Source organism: Stenotrophomonas sp. ZAC14D2_NAIMI4_7, from assembly GCF_003086675.1.
GTDB lineage: Bacteria > Pseudomonadota > Gammaproteobacteria > Xanthomonadales > Xanthomonadaceae > Stenotrophomonas.
In genome coordinates, this window is record NZ_CP025995.1 from 3054995 (window position 1) to 3071769 (window position 16775).

A 16775-nucleotide genomic window follows, 5' to 3' on the forward strand; every position below is an offset into this window, starting at 1 on the left:
GGGGTCGCCATGAGGATTGTCTTTGCCGGTACGCCGGAATTCGCAGTGTCGTCGCTGCGCGCCGCTGCCCGTCACCATGAAGTCGTGGCGGTATACACCCAGCCGGACCGCCCGGCCGGCCGCGGCCGCGGCCTGGCACCGTCGCCGGTGAAGCTGGAAGCGGTGGCCCGCGGCATTCCGGTGTACCAGCCGGAAACCCTGAAGGATGCAGCGGCCCAGCAGCAGTTGCGCGATCTGCAGCCGGACCTGATGGTGGTGGTGGCCTATGGCCTGATCCTGCCCAAGGCGGTGCTGACCATTCCGACGCACGGCTGCTGGAACGTGCATGCCTCGCTGCTGCCCCGCTGGCGCGGTGCCGCGCCGATCCAGCGCGCGATCCAGGCCGGCGATGCCAGCACCGGCGTGTGCCTGATGCAGATGGAAGCCGGCCTGGATACCGGCCCGGTGCTGCTGCACCAGGAACTGCCGATCGCCGCCACCGATACCGGCGGCCAGCTGCACGACAAGCTGGCCGAACTGGGCGCACAGGTGCTGTCCGATGGGCTGGGCCTGCTGCGTGCCGGCATCAAGCCGGTGGCGCGGCCGCAGCCGGAACAGGGCGTGACCTACGCGCACAAGCTGGACAAGGCCGAGGCCAAGCTGGACTGGGCGCAGCCGGCCGACGTGCTGGCGCGTACCGTGCGGGCCTTCAACCCGTGGCCGATTGCCGAGGCCACGCTGGCCGGCGAGCGCGTGCGCATCCACGGCGCGGTGGCGCTGGACCTGGCCCATGGCCAGGCCCCGGGCACGGTGCTGGCGGCGGGCCGGGAAGGCATCGACATCGCCTGCGGCCAGAGCGCGCTGCGCCTGCGCGTGCTGCAGCGCGAGGGCGGCAAGGCGATCACCGCCGCCGATTACCTCAACGCGCGCCGCGATCTGCGCGCAGGGGTGTAATCGGTGGGCAAGCAGAACGATTTTTCGGTAGCCAAGGCCGCCCCGGGCGCGGCCACCCGCATGCTGGCAGCGCGCGTGCTGGCCCAGGTGTTCACCCGCGGCCGTTCGCTGAAGGCCGAGCTGGCCTGGGCGCTGCCCAAGCTGGCCGACACCCGCGACCGCGCCCTGCTGGAAGCCCTGTGCTTTGCCGTGCTGCGCCGTCGCAGCACCTACGATGCCGCCCTGCAGGGCTGGATGCAGAAGCCGCTGTCGGCACGCGATGCCGATCTGCGCACGCTGCTGATGGTGGGCTTTGCCCAGCTGGACGTGCTGGAGCTGCCGGCCCATGCTGCGCTGTCGGCCACGGTGGACGCCGCGCGCGCACTGGGCCGCGAGCGCCAGGCCGGGCTGGTCAACGCCATCCTGCGCCGCGCCCAGCGCGAAGGCTTCCCGCAGCAGCCGGCCCGCGACGCGTTCCCGGACTGGCTGGCACAGGCCATCGAGCGCGACTGGCCGGAACAGGCCGGCGCCATCTTCGACGCCAGCCTGCAGCCGGCGCCGCTGTGGCTGCGCGCCAACCGCCAGCAGGGCGGGCGTGACAAGGCACTGGCCGCGCTGGCCGAGGCCGGCATTGCCGCCGAACCCAGCGCCCTGTGCAGCGACGCCCTGCGCCTGGCCGCGCCGGTGCCGGTGAACCAGCTTCCGGGATTTGCCGACGGCGCGCTGTCGGTGCAGGACCTGTCGGCGCAATGCGCCGCCGACGCGCTGGCGCCGCCGCCGGGTGCGCGGGTGCTCGACGCCTGCGCGGCGCCGGGCGGCAAGTCCGCCCACCTGCTGGAACGCGACCCCAGCCTGCGCCTGCTGGCGCTGGACATCGATGCCCGGCGCCTGGCGCGCGCGCGCGATACCTACGCCCGCACAGGGGTAGGCGAGGGCGCGCAGACCCAGGTGGCCGACGCCAGCGATACCGCCGCCTGGTGGGATGGCACGCTGTTCGACGCCATCCTGCTGGATGCCCCGTGCTCGGCCACCGGTGTGATCCGCCGCCAGCCGGACGTGATGTTCCACCGCCGGGCCGAGGACATCGAGGCGCTGGTGGGGGTGCAGGCCCGCCTGCTGGAGGCCTGCTGGTCGATGCTGCGCCCCGGCGGCGTGCTGCTGTACGCCACCTGCTCGATCCTGCGGGCCGAGAACGTGGACCAGGTTCGTGCCTTCCTGAAGTGGCACCCGGACGCACAGGCCGCGCCGCTGGGTGACGCTTTCGGACTGGATTGTGAGGGCATTGCCCGCCAGCGCCTGCCCGGAAGCGATGACGCTGACGGATTTTTCTACGCGCGTCTGTTAAAAACAGCCTGACTTTTTCAATCGCCGAGTTCCCATGTTGAAAACCCGCGCATCACGCGAGACGTGGCTGTTCGTAGTGATGGCGCTGCTGGTGCTGGGCGCCGGCCTGGGCCTGCGCGATCCGTGGCCCTCGGACGAACCGCGCTTTGCCCTGGTGGCCAAGCAGATGGTGGAAAGCGGCGACTGGCTGTTCCCGCACCGGGGCCTGGAGCTGTATTCGGACAAGCCGCCGATGCTGATGTGGTGGCAGGCCACCCTGTACAGCGTGATCGGCAACTGGCGGGTCGCCTTCCTGCTGCCCTCGCTGATCGCTGCGCTGGGCACGCTGTGGTGCGTGGTCGACCTGGGCCGCCGGCTGTGGACGCGGCGCGTGGGCCTGTACGCGGGCTGGGCGCTGCTGTTCGCGCTGCAGTTCACCTTCCAGTCGAAGAAAGCGCAGATCGACCCGCTGGTGGTGCTGTTCATCACCCTGGCCAACTACGGCCTGCTGCGCCACCTGCTGCTGGGCCCGGCCTGGCGCTGGTGGTGGCTGGGCTGGTTCTTCGCCGGCATCGGGGTGATCACCAAGGGCGTGGGGGTGATCGCCCTGCTGATGATCGTGCCGGCGGCCATCGCCTCGGCGCTGGATTGGCCGCGAGTGCGCCTGCATGTGCGTGATGTGCGGTTCTGGCTGGCGCCGCTGGCGTTCCTGCTGGCCGTGGCGCTGTGGCTGCTGCCGATGGTGCTGACCGCGCTGGCCACAAAGTCGGGCGAGTACCAGGCGTACATGAACGACATCCTCTTCCGGCAGACGGCCAAGCGTTACGCCCAGTCCTGGGACCACCACCAGCCCTGGTGGTACTTCCTGGGCACCATGCCGTCGATGTGGATCCCGGCGTTCCTGCTGGTGCCGTGGGCGATTCCGGCCTGGCGCCGGCGCCTGCAGCGGCGTGATGCGCGGTACCTGCTGCTGCTGGGCTGGTGGGCGCTGATCGTGCTGTTCTTCTCCATTCCCAACGGCAAGCGCGATGTCTACATCCTGCCGTCGCTGCCGATGTTCTGCCTGGCGCTGGCGCCGCTGCTGCCCGGCCTGCTGCGCCGGCGCGATGTGCAGTGGCTGCTGGGCGCCTTCACCCTGCTGCTGGCCGTGGTCACCCTGGGCGGCGGCATCGCCGCGCTGCTGGGCGAGCCCGGCTTCGAAGTGCGCCTGCAGCAGGCGCGTGGCATGGCGCCGGGGGTGATGGACCAGTTGGCCTGGGCCGCATTGGCCATGGGCGGTTGGGCCGTGGCCAGCCTGCTGCTGTTCGGCCGCCGCCGCTGGCACATGGCGCTGGTCTCCACGCTCACCGTGATCTGGGTGCTGTACAGCCTGGTGGGCTACCCGCTGTTGAACGATTCCAGCTCGGCGCGGGGCCTGATGCAGGCCGCCGGCCAGCGCATTGGCCCGCAGGCCGAGCTGGGCCTGGTGGCGTGGAAGGAGCAGAACCTGCTGATGGCCGATCGCCCGGCGGCGACGTTCGGCTTCAAGGTGCATTGGGACGAACAGCTGGGGGCCGGCGTGCGCTGGCAGCAGTTGGCCCCGGAACGACGCTGGCTGCTGGTACTGGAAGACGCCCTGCTGCCCTGTATCGACCGCAGCCAGGCCGAACTGGCCGGTATCGCCAACCGCCGGCGTTGGTGGTTGGTGCCGGCCACGGCAGTGCAGGGGCGCTGTGTGTCCAATGCCGCCGAGCGCGAACGTGAACGGCAGATGCAGGATGATGAGTAGGCGTTCGCAGTCTGCTGTGTCCAGACTGCCCAGCAGGCTGCAAACACAGTAAAAGGTAAGGGCGGGGGTGGCTTGGCCACGCTTCCGGAATTTCCGCAGGAACGCAGTGATCGCTCTGAACGTGGCAGCTTCACCAGACAACAAGGACGCGCGGGCCGGTACCGTGCTGGCAGCTCCCAGCGGGGGGCGCCACGGCGTGGCCCATTGGCTGGCCCAGGTCGGCCTGTTCTGCATGCCGGCGCTGGTGCTCACCCTGCCCAGCAACCTGCTGGGCTACGGCGTGCTGCTGCTGGTCAGTACCCTGCTGGCGCCGGAACTGCTGTGGCGGGCCCGGCGCATCGACCCGACCACCCTGAAGGTGATGACCGCGCTGATGCTGGCGGTGGTGGCACTGGGCGTGTTCTCCATCCTGCTGTTCCAGCAGGGCCTGCGCGATGTCGACAACCGTTCGCGCTTCCTGGTCATTCCCTGGCTGGTGCTGTGGGTGTGTGCACTGCGGCCGGACATGCGCTGGCTGTGGCGCGGCGCCTTGGCCGGGTTGCTGGGCACCTTCGTGCTGGCCCTGGTGCAGGTGCTGCAGGGCGCGCCCCGCGCCGAGCTGTCGACCAATGCGATCGTGCTGGCCGATATCGTGGCCATGCTCATGGTGCTGCTGGTGTTCTGCCGCCCATCACGGCGCTGGTCGCTGGTGATCGTGGGCATGGCGGCCGGCTGCGGTACCATCGTGCTGACCGGCAGCCGCGGGGTGTTTGCCGCGCTGCTGGCGCTGCTGGTGGTGCTGGCACTGAGCCTGCGCTGGCGTACCGGTGTGGCGCGCTTGTCGGTGCTGGGGGTGATGCTGGCGCTGGGCGCCACGCTGATGCTGTCGGTGCCCGAACTGCGCCACCAGCTGCGCCTGACCGAACTGCACAGCGACGTGCAGCGGCTGGAGCAGGGCGATGCCGATTCGTCGGCCGGCGCCCGCGTGGAACGCCTGCAGGTGGCCTGGGAAACCTTCAAGGACCACCCGTTCACCGGGGTGGGCATCGGCCAGTTCGACAACGCCATGCAGCGCCTGCCTGTCTGCCGCACCGACCCGGGCGAGCTGCGCTGCCACCTGGGCCATGCGCACAACGATCTGGCCGAATGGACCGCGACCCAGGGGCTGCCGGGCCTGTTGCTGCTGCTGGCGGTGTACGGGGTGCCGCTGTGGGTGTTCGTGCGCCTGCACCGTCGCAGTGGCCGCGCCACGTTCCGCGGGCCGGCGGCGGCCGGCATCATGATCGGGGTGGCCTATGTGCTGTGCGGCCTGACCCAGTCGATGTTCGCCCACCAGATGACGGCCAGCTTCTACGTGACCATCGTCGGCCTGCTGGCCGGTCTTTCCATGGTGGAAGGCGCGCGGCACCGGGCGGCCATCGGACGGTAGCGCCGGGCCACGCCCGGCGGGTCAATCGGTCGGCGGATCGGCCACGGCCTGGCCGTTGCCCAGCATCCACAGCATGATGGTCTTCTGCCGCACGTAGTTGGCGCGCACGTAGGCGTAGACCAGGCCATGCCAGCCATCGCGGAAGCCGCCACGGAACACGAAGCCACGCCAGAACCGCCAGGCCGGCGCCAGCACCAGCTTGCCCAGGGTGGCCCGCTTGCCGCGCGCGAACTCGTGCTCGGCCATCATCCGCGCGTACTTTTCGGTCTTGGCCAACTGCTGCTGCAGGGACCGGTACGGGTAGTGGATCAGGTCGCCGCGCAGGGTGCCGACGCTGCCGTCCACGCTGGCCGCCTCATGGATCTCGCGCTTGCCGCGCCAGCCACCGTGGCGGCGGTCGAACAGGCGCAGCACGCGGTCCGGATAGGCATTGCCATGGCGCAGGAACTTGCCGAAGTACTCGGACAGGCGGGCGAAGCGGTAGCCGGCGTGGCCGCTGAAGCCACCGTCGCGGGCCGTTTCGATGGCCGTGCGCAGTTCCGGGCTGATGCGCTCGTCGGCGTCCAGGCATAGCACCCAGTCGTGCTGCGCCTGCGCCACGCAGAAGGCCTTCTGGCTGCGGAAGCCATCGAACGGCCGCTGCAGCACGCGGGCGCCGGCGGCCTCGGCGATGGCCACGGTGGCATCGGTCGAATACGAGTCCACCACCACGATCTCATCGCAGAAGGCCAGCGAGGCCAGGCAGTCGCCGATGCGGCCGGCCTCGTTGAACGCGATAATGCAGGCCGAGATGCGAGGCCGTTCGATGGGAGCGGTCGTGGAGGACATGATGGCCGGGTACCTGTTGTTTGCGACGGAGCGCTATGCGCTGCCTATTCTCGCCCCGTTGGCGCAGGCGTTGCACGCCTCGGGCCAGCAGGTCAGTGCCTGGTTCGAGGGTGGCGCCGCTGGCAGCCAGCTTCCCGGGGTGCCCACGGTGGGCCCGAAGCAGGCCCTGGCGCTGCGCCCGCGCGCGGTGTTCAGCGCGGCCAACTGGGTGCCGACCTTCCTGTCCGGGGCCAAGGTGCAGCTGTTCCACGGCTTCAACGTGGAAAAGCGCGACAGTGCGCGCGGCCACTTCCGGGTGCGCGGCATGTTCGATCTGTACTGCACCCAGGGCCCGGCCACCACCGCGCCATTCCGGCAGATTGCCGAACAGCAGGGGCATTTCGCCGTGGCCGAGACTGGCTGGCCGAAGCTGGACCCGCTGTTCCGCGACGATGGCGGCGAGAGTGCCGCGCTGCGTGCACCGGCCGGCAGGCGTCCGGTCATCCTGTTCGGGTCGACATTCACCGAACGCCTGAGCGCAGCCCCGCACCTGCATGCGCAGATCGCAGCCGACATCGCCGCCGGAGAACGCTACTGGCTGCTGACCCTGCACCCCAAGTGCCCGCCGCAGCTGTTCGAGCAGTACCGCGCGCTGGCTGGCGCCAATGCGCGCTTCATCGAGCCGGAGCAGGTGATGGCCGCGCAGCGTGCCGCCGACGTGCTGGTGTCGGACACCTCGTCGATCGTTTCGGAGTTCATCGTGCAGCACAAGCCGGTGGTGACCTTCCGCAACCGGGTGCCGAAGCCGCACATGATCGACTTCGATGCGCCCGAGCAGCTGCCGGCCATGCTGCAGCGCGCGCTGCATCCCGATGCGGCGCTGACGGCGGAGATCGTGCGCTACGCCGATGCCATCCACCCTTATCGCGATGGGCGTTCCAGCGAGCGGGTGATCGCCGCCACCGAGGATTTCCTGGCCGGCGAAATGGGCGCACTGCGGCGCAAGCCGTTCGGCACCTGGCTGCGCGATCTGCAGATCCGCAAGGACCTGGGCTACTGGGGCCCGGCGCAGCGCTGACGGGGGGGGGCGATCAGGGTAGAGTCGACCGTTGGTCGACTGCTCTTCATGAATTGCCCGAAAACCCCGCGCTGCGCGCGATAGTCGACCAACGGTCGACTCTACCGTCGAGTTTCCACGATCCCGCCCAGCCTGGCGTCACCAGCGCAGCTTGCGCCGGGCCAGGGCGTGGGCCAGTTGTTCCATCAGCTGCTGCGCTTGTGCCTGCGGCAGGTAGTTCAGGGTCAGCGCTACATCGCCGTGTGCGCCGGCCGTATCCAGCTGCAGGCTGGCGGTGCCCAGCAGCTTGTCCAGCGGCGTGCGGCGCAGGCGTAGCGCCTGCACCTTGTCCAGTTCGGCCCAGCGCCACCAGCGCTTCCACCAGCCGCCGCGCACGGCCACGAAGTGGTCGTCCAGGTACCAGCCCATGCGCGCCATCTGCCGGTGCGCACCCAGCAGGGCGACCGGCAACCAGGCCAGTACGGTCAGCCCGAATGTGCCCCAGCGCCAGTACGCCGCGGCCGCCAGCAGCGGCACCAGCAGCAGGCTGCCCAGCGCCAGCCGCCACCAGCCGCGCTGGCGCACCGGCTGCCACTGTGGGGGTGGCCACTGCAGCTGCGGCAACAGGTGCTGCACCAGGCCGTCGCAGGTTGCCGCCGGCGCCAGCGGCGCCAGTTCGCGCAGGGCGCGGTCATCGTCGCGCGAGGGCCCACCGGCGGCGCTGTCGATGCGCAGCTGGCGCAGCCCGAACCAGCGGTGCAAGGTGCTTTCGCGCAGGGTCCAGGCCTGGATGCGGCGCCGCGCTACGCTGCTGCGGGTGCGGCTGAGCAGGCCGGTGGCCACGGTCAGGCGGCGCTCGCGCTCGCTCAGGGTGAAGCCGTGGTAACGCAGCAGGGTCAGCGCCACCGACAGCACGCGCAGCGCCAGCCAGCCCAGCAGCAACACGCTGGCGGCCAGCAGCAACGCACCGGTGGTGCCCGGGTGCAGGTGGCTGACGAAGCCGAAGGCCTGGCGGCCACCGCGCTGGATCGCATCGTCCATCACCGGCCGTGGCACGGTCTGGAACAGCAGACCGAAGGCGGCCACCGCCAGCGCCCAGCCGCGGTTGGACAACAACCCCATGCGCAGCACGTCCCAGCTGGACAGGCGCAGCAGCACGTGGTCCTGCGCATCGTCCGGCGCGACCGCCTGCGGTTGATCCTCGGCCACGGCCTGTGGCGCCTGGCCGCGCTGGCGCACCAGTTGTTCCAGCGCCAGCGCCTGGTCCAGCCGCAGCACGCGCATTTCCGCTTCCGGGCGTACGCCGCCGGCCGATTCCAGGCGCAGTTCGGCCACCCCGAACAGACGGTGCAGCGGGTTCTGCCGCACTTCCACGTTGTGGATGCGGGCGAAGGGGATTTCGCGCCGGTTGCGCGCGAGCAGGCCGCTGCGCACGGTGATCGCATCAGCGCCGATCTGGTAGCGGTAGCTGAGGTACTGCAGCACCGACACCAGCACCAGCGCGACGATGGCACCCAGCGGAATCAGCTGCGCCCACATCGGGTCGCGGTCGCCGCGCTGGCCGAACACCAGCAGCGCCACCAGCGGCAGGAAGTAATGGCGCAGCTGCATCAGCAGCACGAACAGCCACGACCAGGGGTGCAGGCGCTGGTCCTGGCCACCCGTGGGCAGCGCGGCAGGCAGGGGCGGTGGCTGGCTCACAGGGCGTCGGCGTCCTGGTCCAGCTGATGGGCCAGGGTGTCGCGCAGGCGTTCTGCATCGGCCTGATCCAGACCGTTCACGGTCACCGCGCTCATGCGCGTACCGGCGGTGTGCACGATCAGCGTGGCCAACCCGGCGCGCCGCTCCAGCGGGCCACGGCGCAGATCCAGGTGCTGCACGCGTGACACCGGCACCCGTGTTTCCAGCTGCCACATCAGGTCGCGGCGCAGGCCCAGGCCCTGTGCGTCCAGGCGCCAGCGCGTGCGCCGGGTGCGGCGGTGGCCGATCCATGCGCCGAACAGCACGCCGGCCAGCAGGGCCGCACCGGCACTCCACAGGCCACCGGGGGCGTCGAAGAACCAGCAGGCCGCGGCCAGCGGGGCGCCGGGAATGAACACGCCGCCAAACGCGCCTTCCAATGCGGCCAGCACTGCCGCACGTGGGGGCAGCGGCTGCCAGTGGTCCAGGGGCGGCGCAGGGTCGGCAATCGGCAGGTCGGTCACGCAGGCATCCGTCGGGCAGCAGGGCGGGCGGTGGCGGCCGCAGCCGCACCGCGCTGACGGTAGCAAATCGGCCGCGTTACTGGGCGGCCTGGATCAACGCATCCACATCCAGCAGGTGGCCGGCGCGGTCGGCCTTGGTGCGCAGGTACTGCTCGTTCTCGGCGGTGATCTCGCCGGTGACCGGAATGCAGTCCAGCACTTCAATGCCGGCATTGCGCAGGCGCTGCGCCTTGGTCGGGTTGTTGCTGAGCAGGGCCACGCGGGTGATGCCCAGGCCGTGCAGCATGGCCACCGCGCTGCCGTAGCGGCGCTCGTCGGCACCGAAGCCCAGCTGCGCATCGGCATCGATGGTGTCCAGGCCGTCGTGCTGATAGCCGTAGGCGCGCATCTTGGCGGCAATGCCGGTGCCGCGGCCTTCCTGGTCCAGGTACAGCAGCACGCCGCCGCCCAGTTCCTTCAGCTTGCGCAGGCCGCGCCGCAGCTGGTCGCCACAGTCGCACTTGAGCGAACCGAACAGATCGCCGGTCAGGCAGGAGGAATGCACGCGCACCGGCACCACGGCCGACAGATCGGGTTCGCCGACGATGATCGCCACCTGGTCGCGCTGGGCCACGCCACCGCGGAACACGGCGAATGTGGTCATGCCCACATCGCGTAGCGGCACCGGCGAACGCGCCACCAGTTCGTAATCGTGGGCGGCATGGGCAGCGCCTTCGGCCAGATCGCACAGGGCCACTTCGGCGGCGCCGTCGAAGGTGCGGTCCTCGGCGGCCAGGCGCACCGCCACCATGGCCGGCAGCAGCAGGCCCAGGCGGGCCAGTTCGACCGCGCCGGCGTCGAAGGCATCGCCCGCGCTCCAGCCGTCGGGCATCGGGCCGGGTTCGCGCAGGTAGCCCAGCGACGGCAGCGCATCGAAGGCGATGCCGGCCAGCGGCAGGCGCGCGCCGTGCGCGGCCTCCACGCCCAGCACGCGGGCACGGGTGGCGGTCAGGAACAGGTAATGGCGTTGCTGGGCGGCGTTGGCGAAGGCGGCAAAGCTGCTGGCGGTGGCGCTGTCCAGCGCGATCACCGCCAGGCGCTGGCCCTGGCCGTCGTGCAGCAGGACCGGGCGACCGGCACGCAGTTCGGCCACCGCGCGTTCGCAGCGGATCGCGGCAGGGTCGCCGAACAGGGAAGAAGCAGGCATGGCAGGACCGGGGGAGGCGGACATCGCAGTCTCTATGGGGGCGCCGGCGTCGTATTCAACATAGCGCGATCACCGGCGTCCGGCCGTCAGTGCGGGTGTTTTTCGGTGGCGTAGGGGTCGTCTTCGCCACTGCCCGGCGGCCGTAGCGTGTAACGCTTGTAGGTCCACTGGTACTGCGAAGGGTCGCGGCGGGCGATGCGTTCAATGCCCGCATTGAGCGCGGCCACGGCCACCTGCGGGTCCGGGTCGGCCACGGCCGGGTCGGTCGGTTCGATGTGCAGGGCGAATTCCATGTCCGGACCGATGCGTTCGCACCAGCCGTACAGCACGGTGGCGCCGGTACGCTCGGCCAGCCGGTTGACCAGGGTCATGGTCAGCGCCTGCACGCCGAAGAACGGCACGAACACGCCATCGCCGGCCTTGGGCTGCTGGTCGGGCAGGATGCCGGTGGCGCCGCCGTCCTTCAGTACCTTGAACAACTGGCGCACCGCCGGGCCTTCGGCGCGCACCTGCTGTACGTTCTGGCCGCCGCGCACCAGCTGCAGGAAGGCATCGCCGGCCTCGTCCTCCGGTGGCTTGTAGACGATGGCGATCTGCCCGCGCGAGGCCAGCCACTGGTTCAACAGCTCCCAGTTGCCGAAGTGCGGGGCGGCCACGATCACGCCCTTGCCGCTGGCCAGGGCGGCGTCGTACAGAGCCTGGCCGTGGCGTTCCTTCAGGTGCAGCCGCAGGTTGTCGGCCGGGCTCTGGCTCCACAGGCGCAGGGTTTCGATGGCCTGCAGCGCGGTCGAGCGCAGCACCTGGCGGTGCAGGGCGGTGCGCGCGGCCGCGTCCAGTTCCGGGTAGGCCAGTTCCAGGTTGCGGCGGGTCACCCGGCTTTCGCGGGCGTCCAGGCGGATCCACGCCCAGGCCAGGGCGTGCGCGAACCCCCGCAGCAGCGGCCAGGGCAGGCGGGCGAACAGGGTGGTGGCGCGGTAGACCAGCCGGGCTTTGCGTTGCGGATTCATCGCCCCCAGTTTAGCCAAGGGCGCTGCTATCGTGGCCGGCCGTGTTCAATGGAAGCTCCCGCATGCTCGTCCTGATCCAGCGCGTCAGCCAGGCCGCCGTCCACGTAGAGGGCGAAGCGATGGGGCAGATCGGCCCGGGCCTGCTGGCCCTGGTGGGCATGGAGCCGGGCGACACCGAGGCGCAGCTGCAGCGGATGGCCGAACGCCTGCTTGGCTACCGTGTATTCGCAGATGAGGCCGGGCGCATGAACCGTTCGCTGCGCGATACCGGCGGCGGCCTGTTGCTGGTCAGCCAGTTCACCCTGGCCGCGGACACCCGTTCGGGCATGCGGCCCAGCTTCACCAGCGCCGCCCCGCCGGACGAGGCTGAACGCGGGTTCAATCGATTTGTCGATATCTGCCGTGAAAATCACGCCCCGGGGGTGGAAACGGGCCGATTTGGTGCCCATATGGTCGTCAGCCTGGTCAATGACGGTCCCGTGACCTTCCTCCTCAGGCCCTAGGCCGCCGGGACCACCGCCCGGCAGGCCGGGCCCCGGGCTGGTATAATGCTACGTTCCCTATTTCTCCCTGCCGGTGGCGCGAGCACTACATGGCCAACGAACGTCCTGCCCAATCCGAAATCAAGCAACTGATCAGCAAGGGCCTGGAACAGGGCTACCTGACCTACGCCGAAGTCAATGACCATCTGCCGGACGACATGGTCGACCCGGAACAGATCGAAGACATCATCGGCATGATCAACGGCATGGGCATTGATGTCCATGAAGTTGCGCCGGATGTGGAAACCCTGCTTCTGAACGACGGCAACACGGGCAACCGTGAGGTCGACGACACCGCGGCCGAAGAAGCCGCCGCAGCGCTGAGCGCGCTGGACACCGAAGGTGGCCGCACCACCGACCCGGTGCGCATGTACATGCGCGAAATGGGCACCGTCGAGCTGCTGACCCGCGAAGGCGAAATCGCCATCGCCAAGCGCATCGAGGAAGGCCTTTCGCAGGTGCAGGCCGCGCTGGGCCAGTTCCCGGTGTCGGTCGAATCGCTGCTGAGCGATTACGAAGCCCACAAGGAAGGCAAGAAGCGCCTGGCCGAGGTGATCGTCGGCTTCAACGACCTGGCCGACGAAGAGCCGGCGCCGCCGGCTGCCGCCGCCACCGATGACAGCGACGACGCTGACGCCGATGGCGACGAGGACGAGGACGATGATGTCGACGGTGGCGATGAAGAAGCCGCACCGACCGGTCCGGACCCGGAAGAAGTCGCTGCGCGCATGCAGGCGCTGAGCGATGCCTTCAACGCCTTCAAGAAGGCCGCCGGCAAGAACGACAAGAAGAACCTGCCGCGCCTGCGCGAAGAAATGTCGGCCGTGTTCGTCACCCTGAAGCTGCCGCTGCCGCTGACCGACGTGCTGACCAAGCAGCTGCGCGACACCATGGCCAGCATCAAGGGCCACGAGCGCCGCGTGCTGAACCTGGCCACCGTCACGGCCCGCATGCCGCGCAAGGACTTCATCCGTTCCTGGGAAGGCAACCAGACCAACCTGGAATGGGTGGAAGATGCACTGAAGCGCAAGCAGAAGTGGTCCTCGGCCCTGCGTGAAGTGAAGGACCAGATCATTGCCGAGCAGCAGGCGACGATCGACATCGAGAAGCTGACCCAGCTGGACCTGGAAGAGCTGAAGGAAATCAGCCGTGCCATGGCCTACGGCGAAGCCAAGGCGCGCAAGGCCAAGAAGGAAATGGTCGAGGCCAACCTGCGCCTGGTCATCTCCATTGCCAAGAAGTACACCAACCGTGGCCTGCAGTTCCTCGACCTGATCCAGGAAGGCAACATCGGCCTGATGAAGGCCGTGGACAAGTTCGAGTACCGCCGCGGTTACAAGTTCTCGACCTACGCCACCTGGTGGATCCGCCAGGCGATCACCCGCTCGATTGCCGACCAGGCACGCACCATCCGTATTCCGGTGCACATGATCGAGACGATCAACAAGTTGAACCGCATTTCCCGCCAGATGCTCCAGCAGTACGGCCGCGAGGCTACGCCGGAAGAGCTGGCCAAGGAAATGGACATGCCGGAAGACAAGATCCGCAAGGTGATGAAGATCGCCAAGGAGCCGATCTCGATGGAAACCCCGATCGGCGACGACGAGGATTCCCATCTGGGCGACTTCATCGAGGACACCAACGTGGAGTCCCCGATCGAGAACACCACCAACATCAACTTGTCTGAAACCGTGCGCGACGTGCTGGCCGGCCTCACCCCGAGGGAAGCCAAGGTGCTGCGCATGCGCTTCGGCATCGACATGAACACCGATCACACGCTGGAAGAAGTCGGCAAGCAGTTCGACGTGACCCGCGAGCGCATCCGCCAGATCGAAGCGAAGGCCCTGCGCAAGCTGCGCCACCCGAGCCGTTCGGAACAGCTGCGCAGCTTCCTGGATATCGACTGATTTCCGGGTTGCGCTGATGTGTTGAAGGAACCCCGCTTCGGCGGGGTTTTTTTTGGGGTAGCGCCGAGTCGCGCCAGGCGAATTCGTAAAGAGATTCGTACTGGTTACGTAACACTATTCGCGTTTATGTCTGCCGCGGCTCTCATCTAATTCCTTGTAAAACAACGGATTGCGAATGGTTGGCTGCTTGCGGAGCCTGAACATTTGCGCTAAATACGTAACACTATTCTATCGACAACCCCCGTCATGGCCCGCCCGCCGCTGCTTCAGCCCCAGGACCTGATCGCCCAGCTCCCCCCCGGCCAGCCACTGTCGGCGGCGGTGCTGGCCGAGCGGCTGGGCGTGAACCGCATGACCCTGAGTCGTTTGGTTGCCGCTAGTGGCGACCAGGTGGTGCGGCTGGGCCAGACCCGCGCGACTGCTTACGCGCTGCGGCAACCCTCGCGCGTGGGCAGCGAATGGCCGCTGTACCGGCTGCGCGAAGACGCCACGCTGGAAGAGCTGGGCCGGCTGGTCGCGCTCAGTGGCGACACCTTCCATGTGGACGCCAGCCGCTCGCGATCGAACCTGCTGCGTGCGCCCGAGGGCGACCTGGCCGGGTTTTTCCCGGGGCTGCCCTGGTACCTGGACGACCTGCGTCCGCAAGGCTTCCTGGGCCGCAGCTTCGCCCATGGGCGCGGCCGCGCGCTTGGCCTGCCGACCGACCTAAACCGATGGCAGCGCGATGACGTGCTGACCGCGCTGGTGCAAGGCGGTGGCACCGAAATCGGCGATCTGCTGCTGGGCGGCGACGCAGTGCAGGCAGCCCTGGCTGCACTGGACGCCCCCCCGGACCGCGTGGACACCGCCGACCGCACGCGCCAGTACCCCGAGCGCGCGCTTGCTGCGTTGGCCGGCGAAGACGTGGGCTCATCACCGGGTGGCGAGCAGCCCAAGTTCACCGCCACCGTGGAAGGCGCGGGCGGCCGACGCGCGGTGATCGTGAAGTTTGCCCAGCCCGATGGCAGCGAGGCCGCGCAGCGCTGGGCCGACCTGCTTGTCTGCGAACACCTGGCCCTGCAGACCCTGCGCGGCGCCGGCATGAATGCCGCCCACAGCGAGCTGCTGCAGACGCCCACGCATACGTTCCTGGAAGTGGAGCGGTTCGACCGCACCGCCGATCTGCTGGGGCGGCGTGGCTTCGTCTCGCTGCTGGCGCTGTCGGCCGCGTTCACCGGCGAAGCAACGCTGGATTGGCCCTCTGCCGGTGCGCAACTGCAGGCGATGGGCTGGCTGTCGGCGCGCACCGTGCAGGCCATGGCGCGGCTGCATGCGTTCGGGCGCTTGATCGGCAACAGCGACATGCACCAGGGCAACGTCGGCTTCCATTTGGTGGACCGCGGCGCGCTGCCCTTGGCCCCGGCGTACGACATGCTGCCGATGTCGTTGGCGCCATCGCGGCTGGGCGTGCTGCGGCAGGATGCGCCGCTGGAAGCCGTGGCACCGCGTGGCAGCGGCGAGCTGGAACACCTGCGCTGGGCAGCGCCGCTGGCGGCGGAGTTCTGGGAGCGCGTGGCGGGGGAGGGGCGCGTGGGCTCGGCCGGGCTGCGTGCGTTGGCTGCGGTGAATGCCGAGCGCGTGCGGGCGATGGGCGCGCGGTTTGGGTGATCCGGTCTGGTAGCGCCGGGGCATGCCCGGCGGATTGGTCTGGTGTCGCGTTTGCGCCGATCGCGCGCTGTGCGGCTTAGCCCAGGCCGCCGATAGCGGCGCGTAATGTCGTGTCTGTCTTGAGGATTGTTTGAAGCTGCGCACGCGGAGCGTGACGCGAGTGGCGCCCGATTGGCCGGATTTCCAGTCCGCTCAATGCATTGGCTGTTTCGGGCGCAGGGCGCGTTGCCCGAGCCTGTCGCAATCAGCAATTGAGCGGCCTACGCTTCATTTCCCACAGTCCTCCGCAGGTGCTCAACACACCTTCGTAGGCGGATGGCAGGCCGAAACAGCAGGCTGTCCAAGGTCAAATCGCATCACTCGCCATCCCGGTGAGCTGGAAGGTTTCTGGCCGGGTGGCGCGCAGCCATAGAAGACCCCGAAAGGGGGAAAGCTGCGGGCGGCCCTACGACCGTGTTGAAGCGCCCGGTCGCCTCTCTCAACAGGAGGCGGAACAGGTTCGACGAATCGTAGGAGAGTGGAGATGGCCAAGAAGGAAACGCCCGTTGAAGGGGCTGGGCTAGGTATCGGTCAGGTGACGTGCGATTTCCCGCCGCTGCTGGACTGGAATGACGTGATGCGGGACGAGCTTGAGGATCGCTGGGGCTTTGCCCGACGAGCGACGTTCGCTTTGCTGACACAGTCTGGCGCGGGATTGGTTGAGGGGTTTGGTGGGGAGAACCGATTGGGGTTGGCGGGGGCGGGAAGCGCTGTGGCCTTGTTTCGTGCGCATCTGCGGCAGATGCAGGTGTGCGCAGAGGCGGCTGAAGATCGGCTGCGGCAGGTGGCGCAGGTGCTGGCGGTTGATGACTGAGTAGCGAGGGAAGGGCGGGCTCCACTACACTGTGGCGCTGCGCAGGGCCTATAGCTCAACGGTTAGAGCAGGGGACTCATAATCCCTTGGTTCCAGGTTCGAATCCTGGTGGGCCCACCAATTGGACGTCTGAGGACGTCCAGATCAGTCCAAT

General features: G+C 68.9%; 14 protein-coding genes and 1 tRNA gene. 10 read left to right on the forward strand and 5 right to left on the reverse strand.

The genetic code is table 11. The annotated features are described in order from the left end of the window. Positions 1–9 precede the first annotated feature (9 nt). The 4 genes from fmt (at position 10) to C1922_RS14085 (ending at position 5411) form a co-directional block, all read left to right on the forward strand. Entirely contained in the window at positions 10–933 is a 924-nt protein-coding gene (fmt, locus tag C1922_RS14070) for a methionyl-tRNA formyltransferase (protein WP_108750320.1), read from the forward strand. A gap of 3 nt (positions 934–936) precedes the next feature. Beyond that, positions 937–2268 (forward strand): 16S rRNA (cytosine(967)-C(5))-methyltransferase RsmB, encoded by a 1332-nt coding sequence (gene rsmB, locus C1922_RS14075; protein ID WP_108750321.1) that lies wholly within the window; start codon positions 937–939, stop codon positions 2266–2268. Between the two features lie 22 nt (positions 2269–2290). Then, on the forward strand, positions 2291–4003 hold the full coding sequence (locus C1922_RS14080; RefSeq protein WP_108750322.1) for a glycosyltransferase family 39 protein: 1713 nt from the start codon (positions 2291–2293) through the stop codon (positions 4001–4003). A 232-nt stretch (positions 4004–4235) separates the two neighbouring features. Beyond that, positions 4236–5411 carry an O-antigen ligase gene (locus C1922_RS14085; RefSeq protein WP_108751608.1) on the forward strand — a complete coding sequence of 392 codons (1176 nt, stop codon included), beginning with the start codon at positions 4236–4238 and terminating at the stop codon, positions 5409–5411. Positions 5412–5432: 21 nt separating this feature from the next. On the opposite strand, the gene C1922_RS14090 is transcribed toward C1922_RS14085, so the two are convergent. Further along, positions 5433–6239, reverse strand: a complete 807-nt coding sequence (locus tag C1922_RS14090; protein WP_108750323.1) for a glycosyltransferase family 2 protein — start codon at positions 6237–6239, stop codon at positions 5433–5435. Here C1922_RS14090 and C1922_RS14095 point away from each other — a divergent pair. Then, positions 6238–7296: a CDP-glycerol glycerophosphotransferase family protein gene (locus C1922_RS14095; protein WP_108751609.1), complete on the forward strand. Its 1059-nt coding sequence runs from the start codon at positions 6238–6240 to the stop codon at positions 7294–7296. The two genes, C1922_RS14090 and C1922_RS14095, sit on opposite strands and share 2 nt — an antisense overlap. Before the next feature lie 138 nt (positions 7297–7434). Here the strand turns inward: C1922_RS14095 and C1922_RS14100 are convergent, their stop codons facing one another. The 4 genes from C1922_RS14100 to C1922_RS14115 form a co-directional block, all read right to left on the reverse strand. Then, the gene (locus C1922_RS14100) at positions 7435–8976 is read right to left on the reverse strand and encodes a PH domain-containing protein (RefSeq protein WP_108750324.1); all 1542 of its coding nucleotides are present in this window, start codon (positions 8974–8976) and stop codon (positions 7435–7437) included. Then, a complete protein-coding gene (locus tag C1922_RS14105; protein ID WP_108750325.1) occupies positions 8973–9479 on the reverse strand; it encodes a PH domain-containing protein in 507 nt (168 codons plus the stop codon). Before C1922_RS14105 ends, C1922_RS14100 begins: the two co-directional genes overlap by 4 nt. Positions 9480–9555: 76 nt before the next feature. Then, positions 9556–10689, reverse strand: a complete 1134-nt coding sequence (gene ribA / locus C1922_RS14110) for a GTP cyclohydrolase II RibA (protein ID WP_108750326.1) — start codon at positions 10687–10689, stop codon at positions 9556–9558. 62 nt (positions 10690–10751) lie between these two features. Further along, complete coding sequence (locus C1922_RS14115; protein ID WP_108750327.1) at positions 10752–11672, reverse strand: lauroyl acyltransferase; 921 nt, start codon at positions 11670–11672, stop codon at positions 10752–10754. Between the two features lie 62 nt (positions 11673–11734). Between C1922_RS14115 and dtd the strand changes: the two genes are divergently transcribed. The 5 genes from dtd (at position 11735) to C1922_RS14140 (ending at position 16741) form a co-directional block, all read left to right on the forward strand. Further along, positions 11735–12175, forward strand: coding sequence for a D-aminoacyl-tRNA deacylase (dtd, locus tag C1922_RS14120; RefSeq protein ID WP_108750328.1), 441 nt, complete (start codon positions 11735–11737; stop codon positions 12173–12175). 89 nt (positions 12176–12264) lie between these two features. Beyond that, complete coding sequence (gene rpoD, locus C1922_RS14125) at positions 12265–14121, forward strand: RNA polymerase sigma factor RpoD (protein ID WP_108750329.1); 1857 nt, start codon at positions 12265–12267, stop codon at positions 14119–14121. Between the two features lie 246 nt (positions 14122–14367). Continuing rightward, complete coding sequence (yjjJ, locus tag C1922_RS14130; RefSeq protein ID WP_108750330.1) at positions 14368–15768, forward strand: type II toxin-antitoxin system HipA family toxin YjjJ; 1401 nt, start codon at positions 14368–14370, stop codon at positions 15766–15768. Positions 15769–16291: 523 nt separating this feature from the next. After that, positions 16292–16621: a hypothetical protein gene (locus C1922_RS14135; RefSeq protein ID WP_108751610.1), complete on the forward strand. Its 330-nt coding sequence runs from the start codon at positions 16292–16294 to the stop codon at positions 16619–16621. Positions 16622–16665: 44 nt separating this feature from the next. Further along, a tRNA-Ile gene (locus C1922_RS14140) sits at positions 16666–16741 on the forward strand. The last annotated feature ends 34 nt before the right edge of the window (positions 16742–16775 follow it).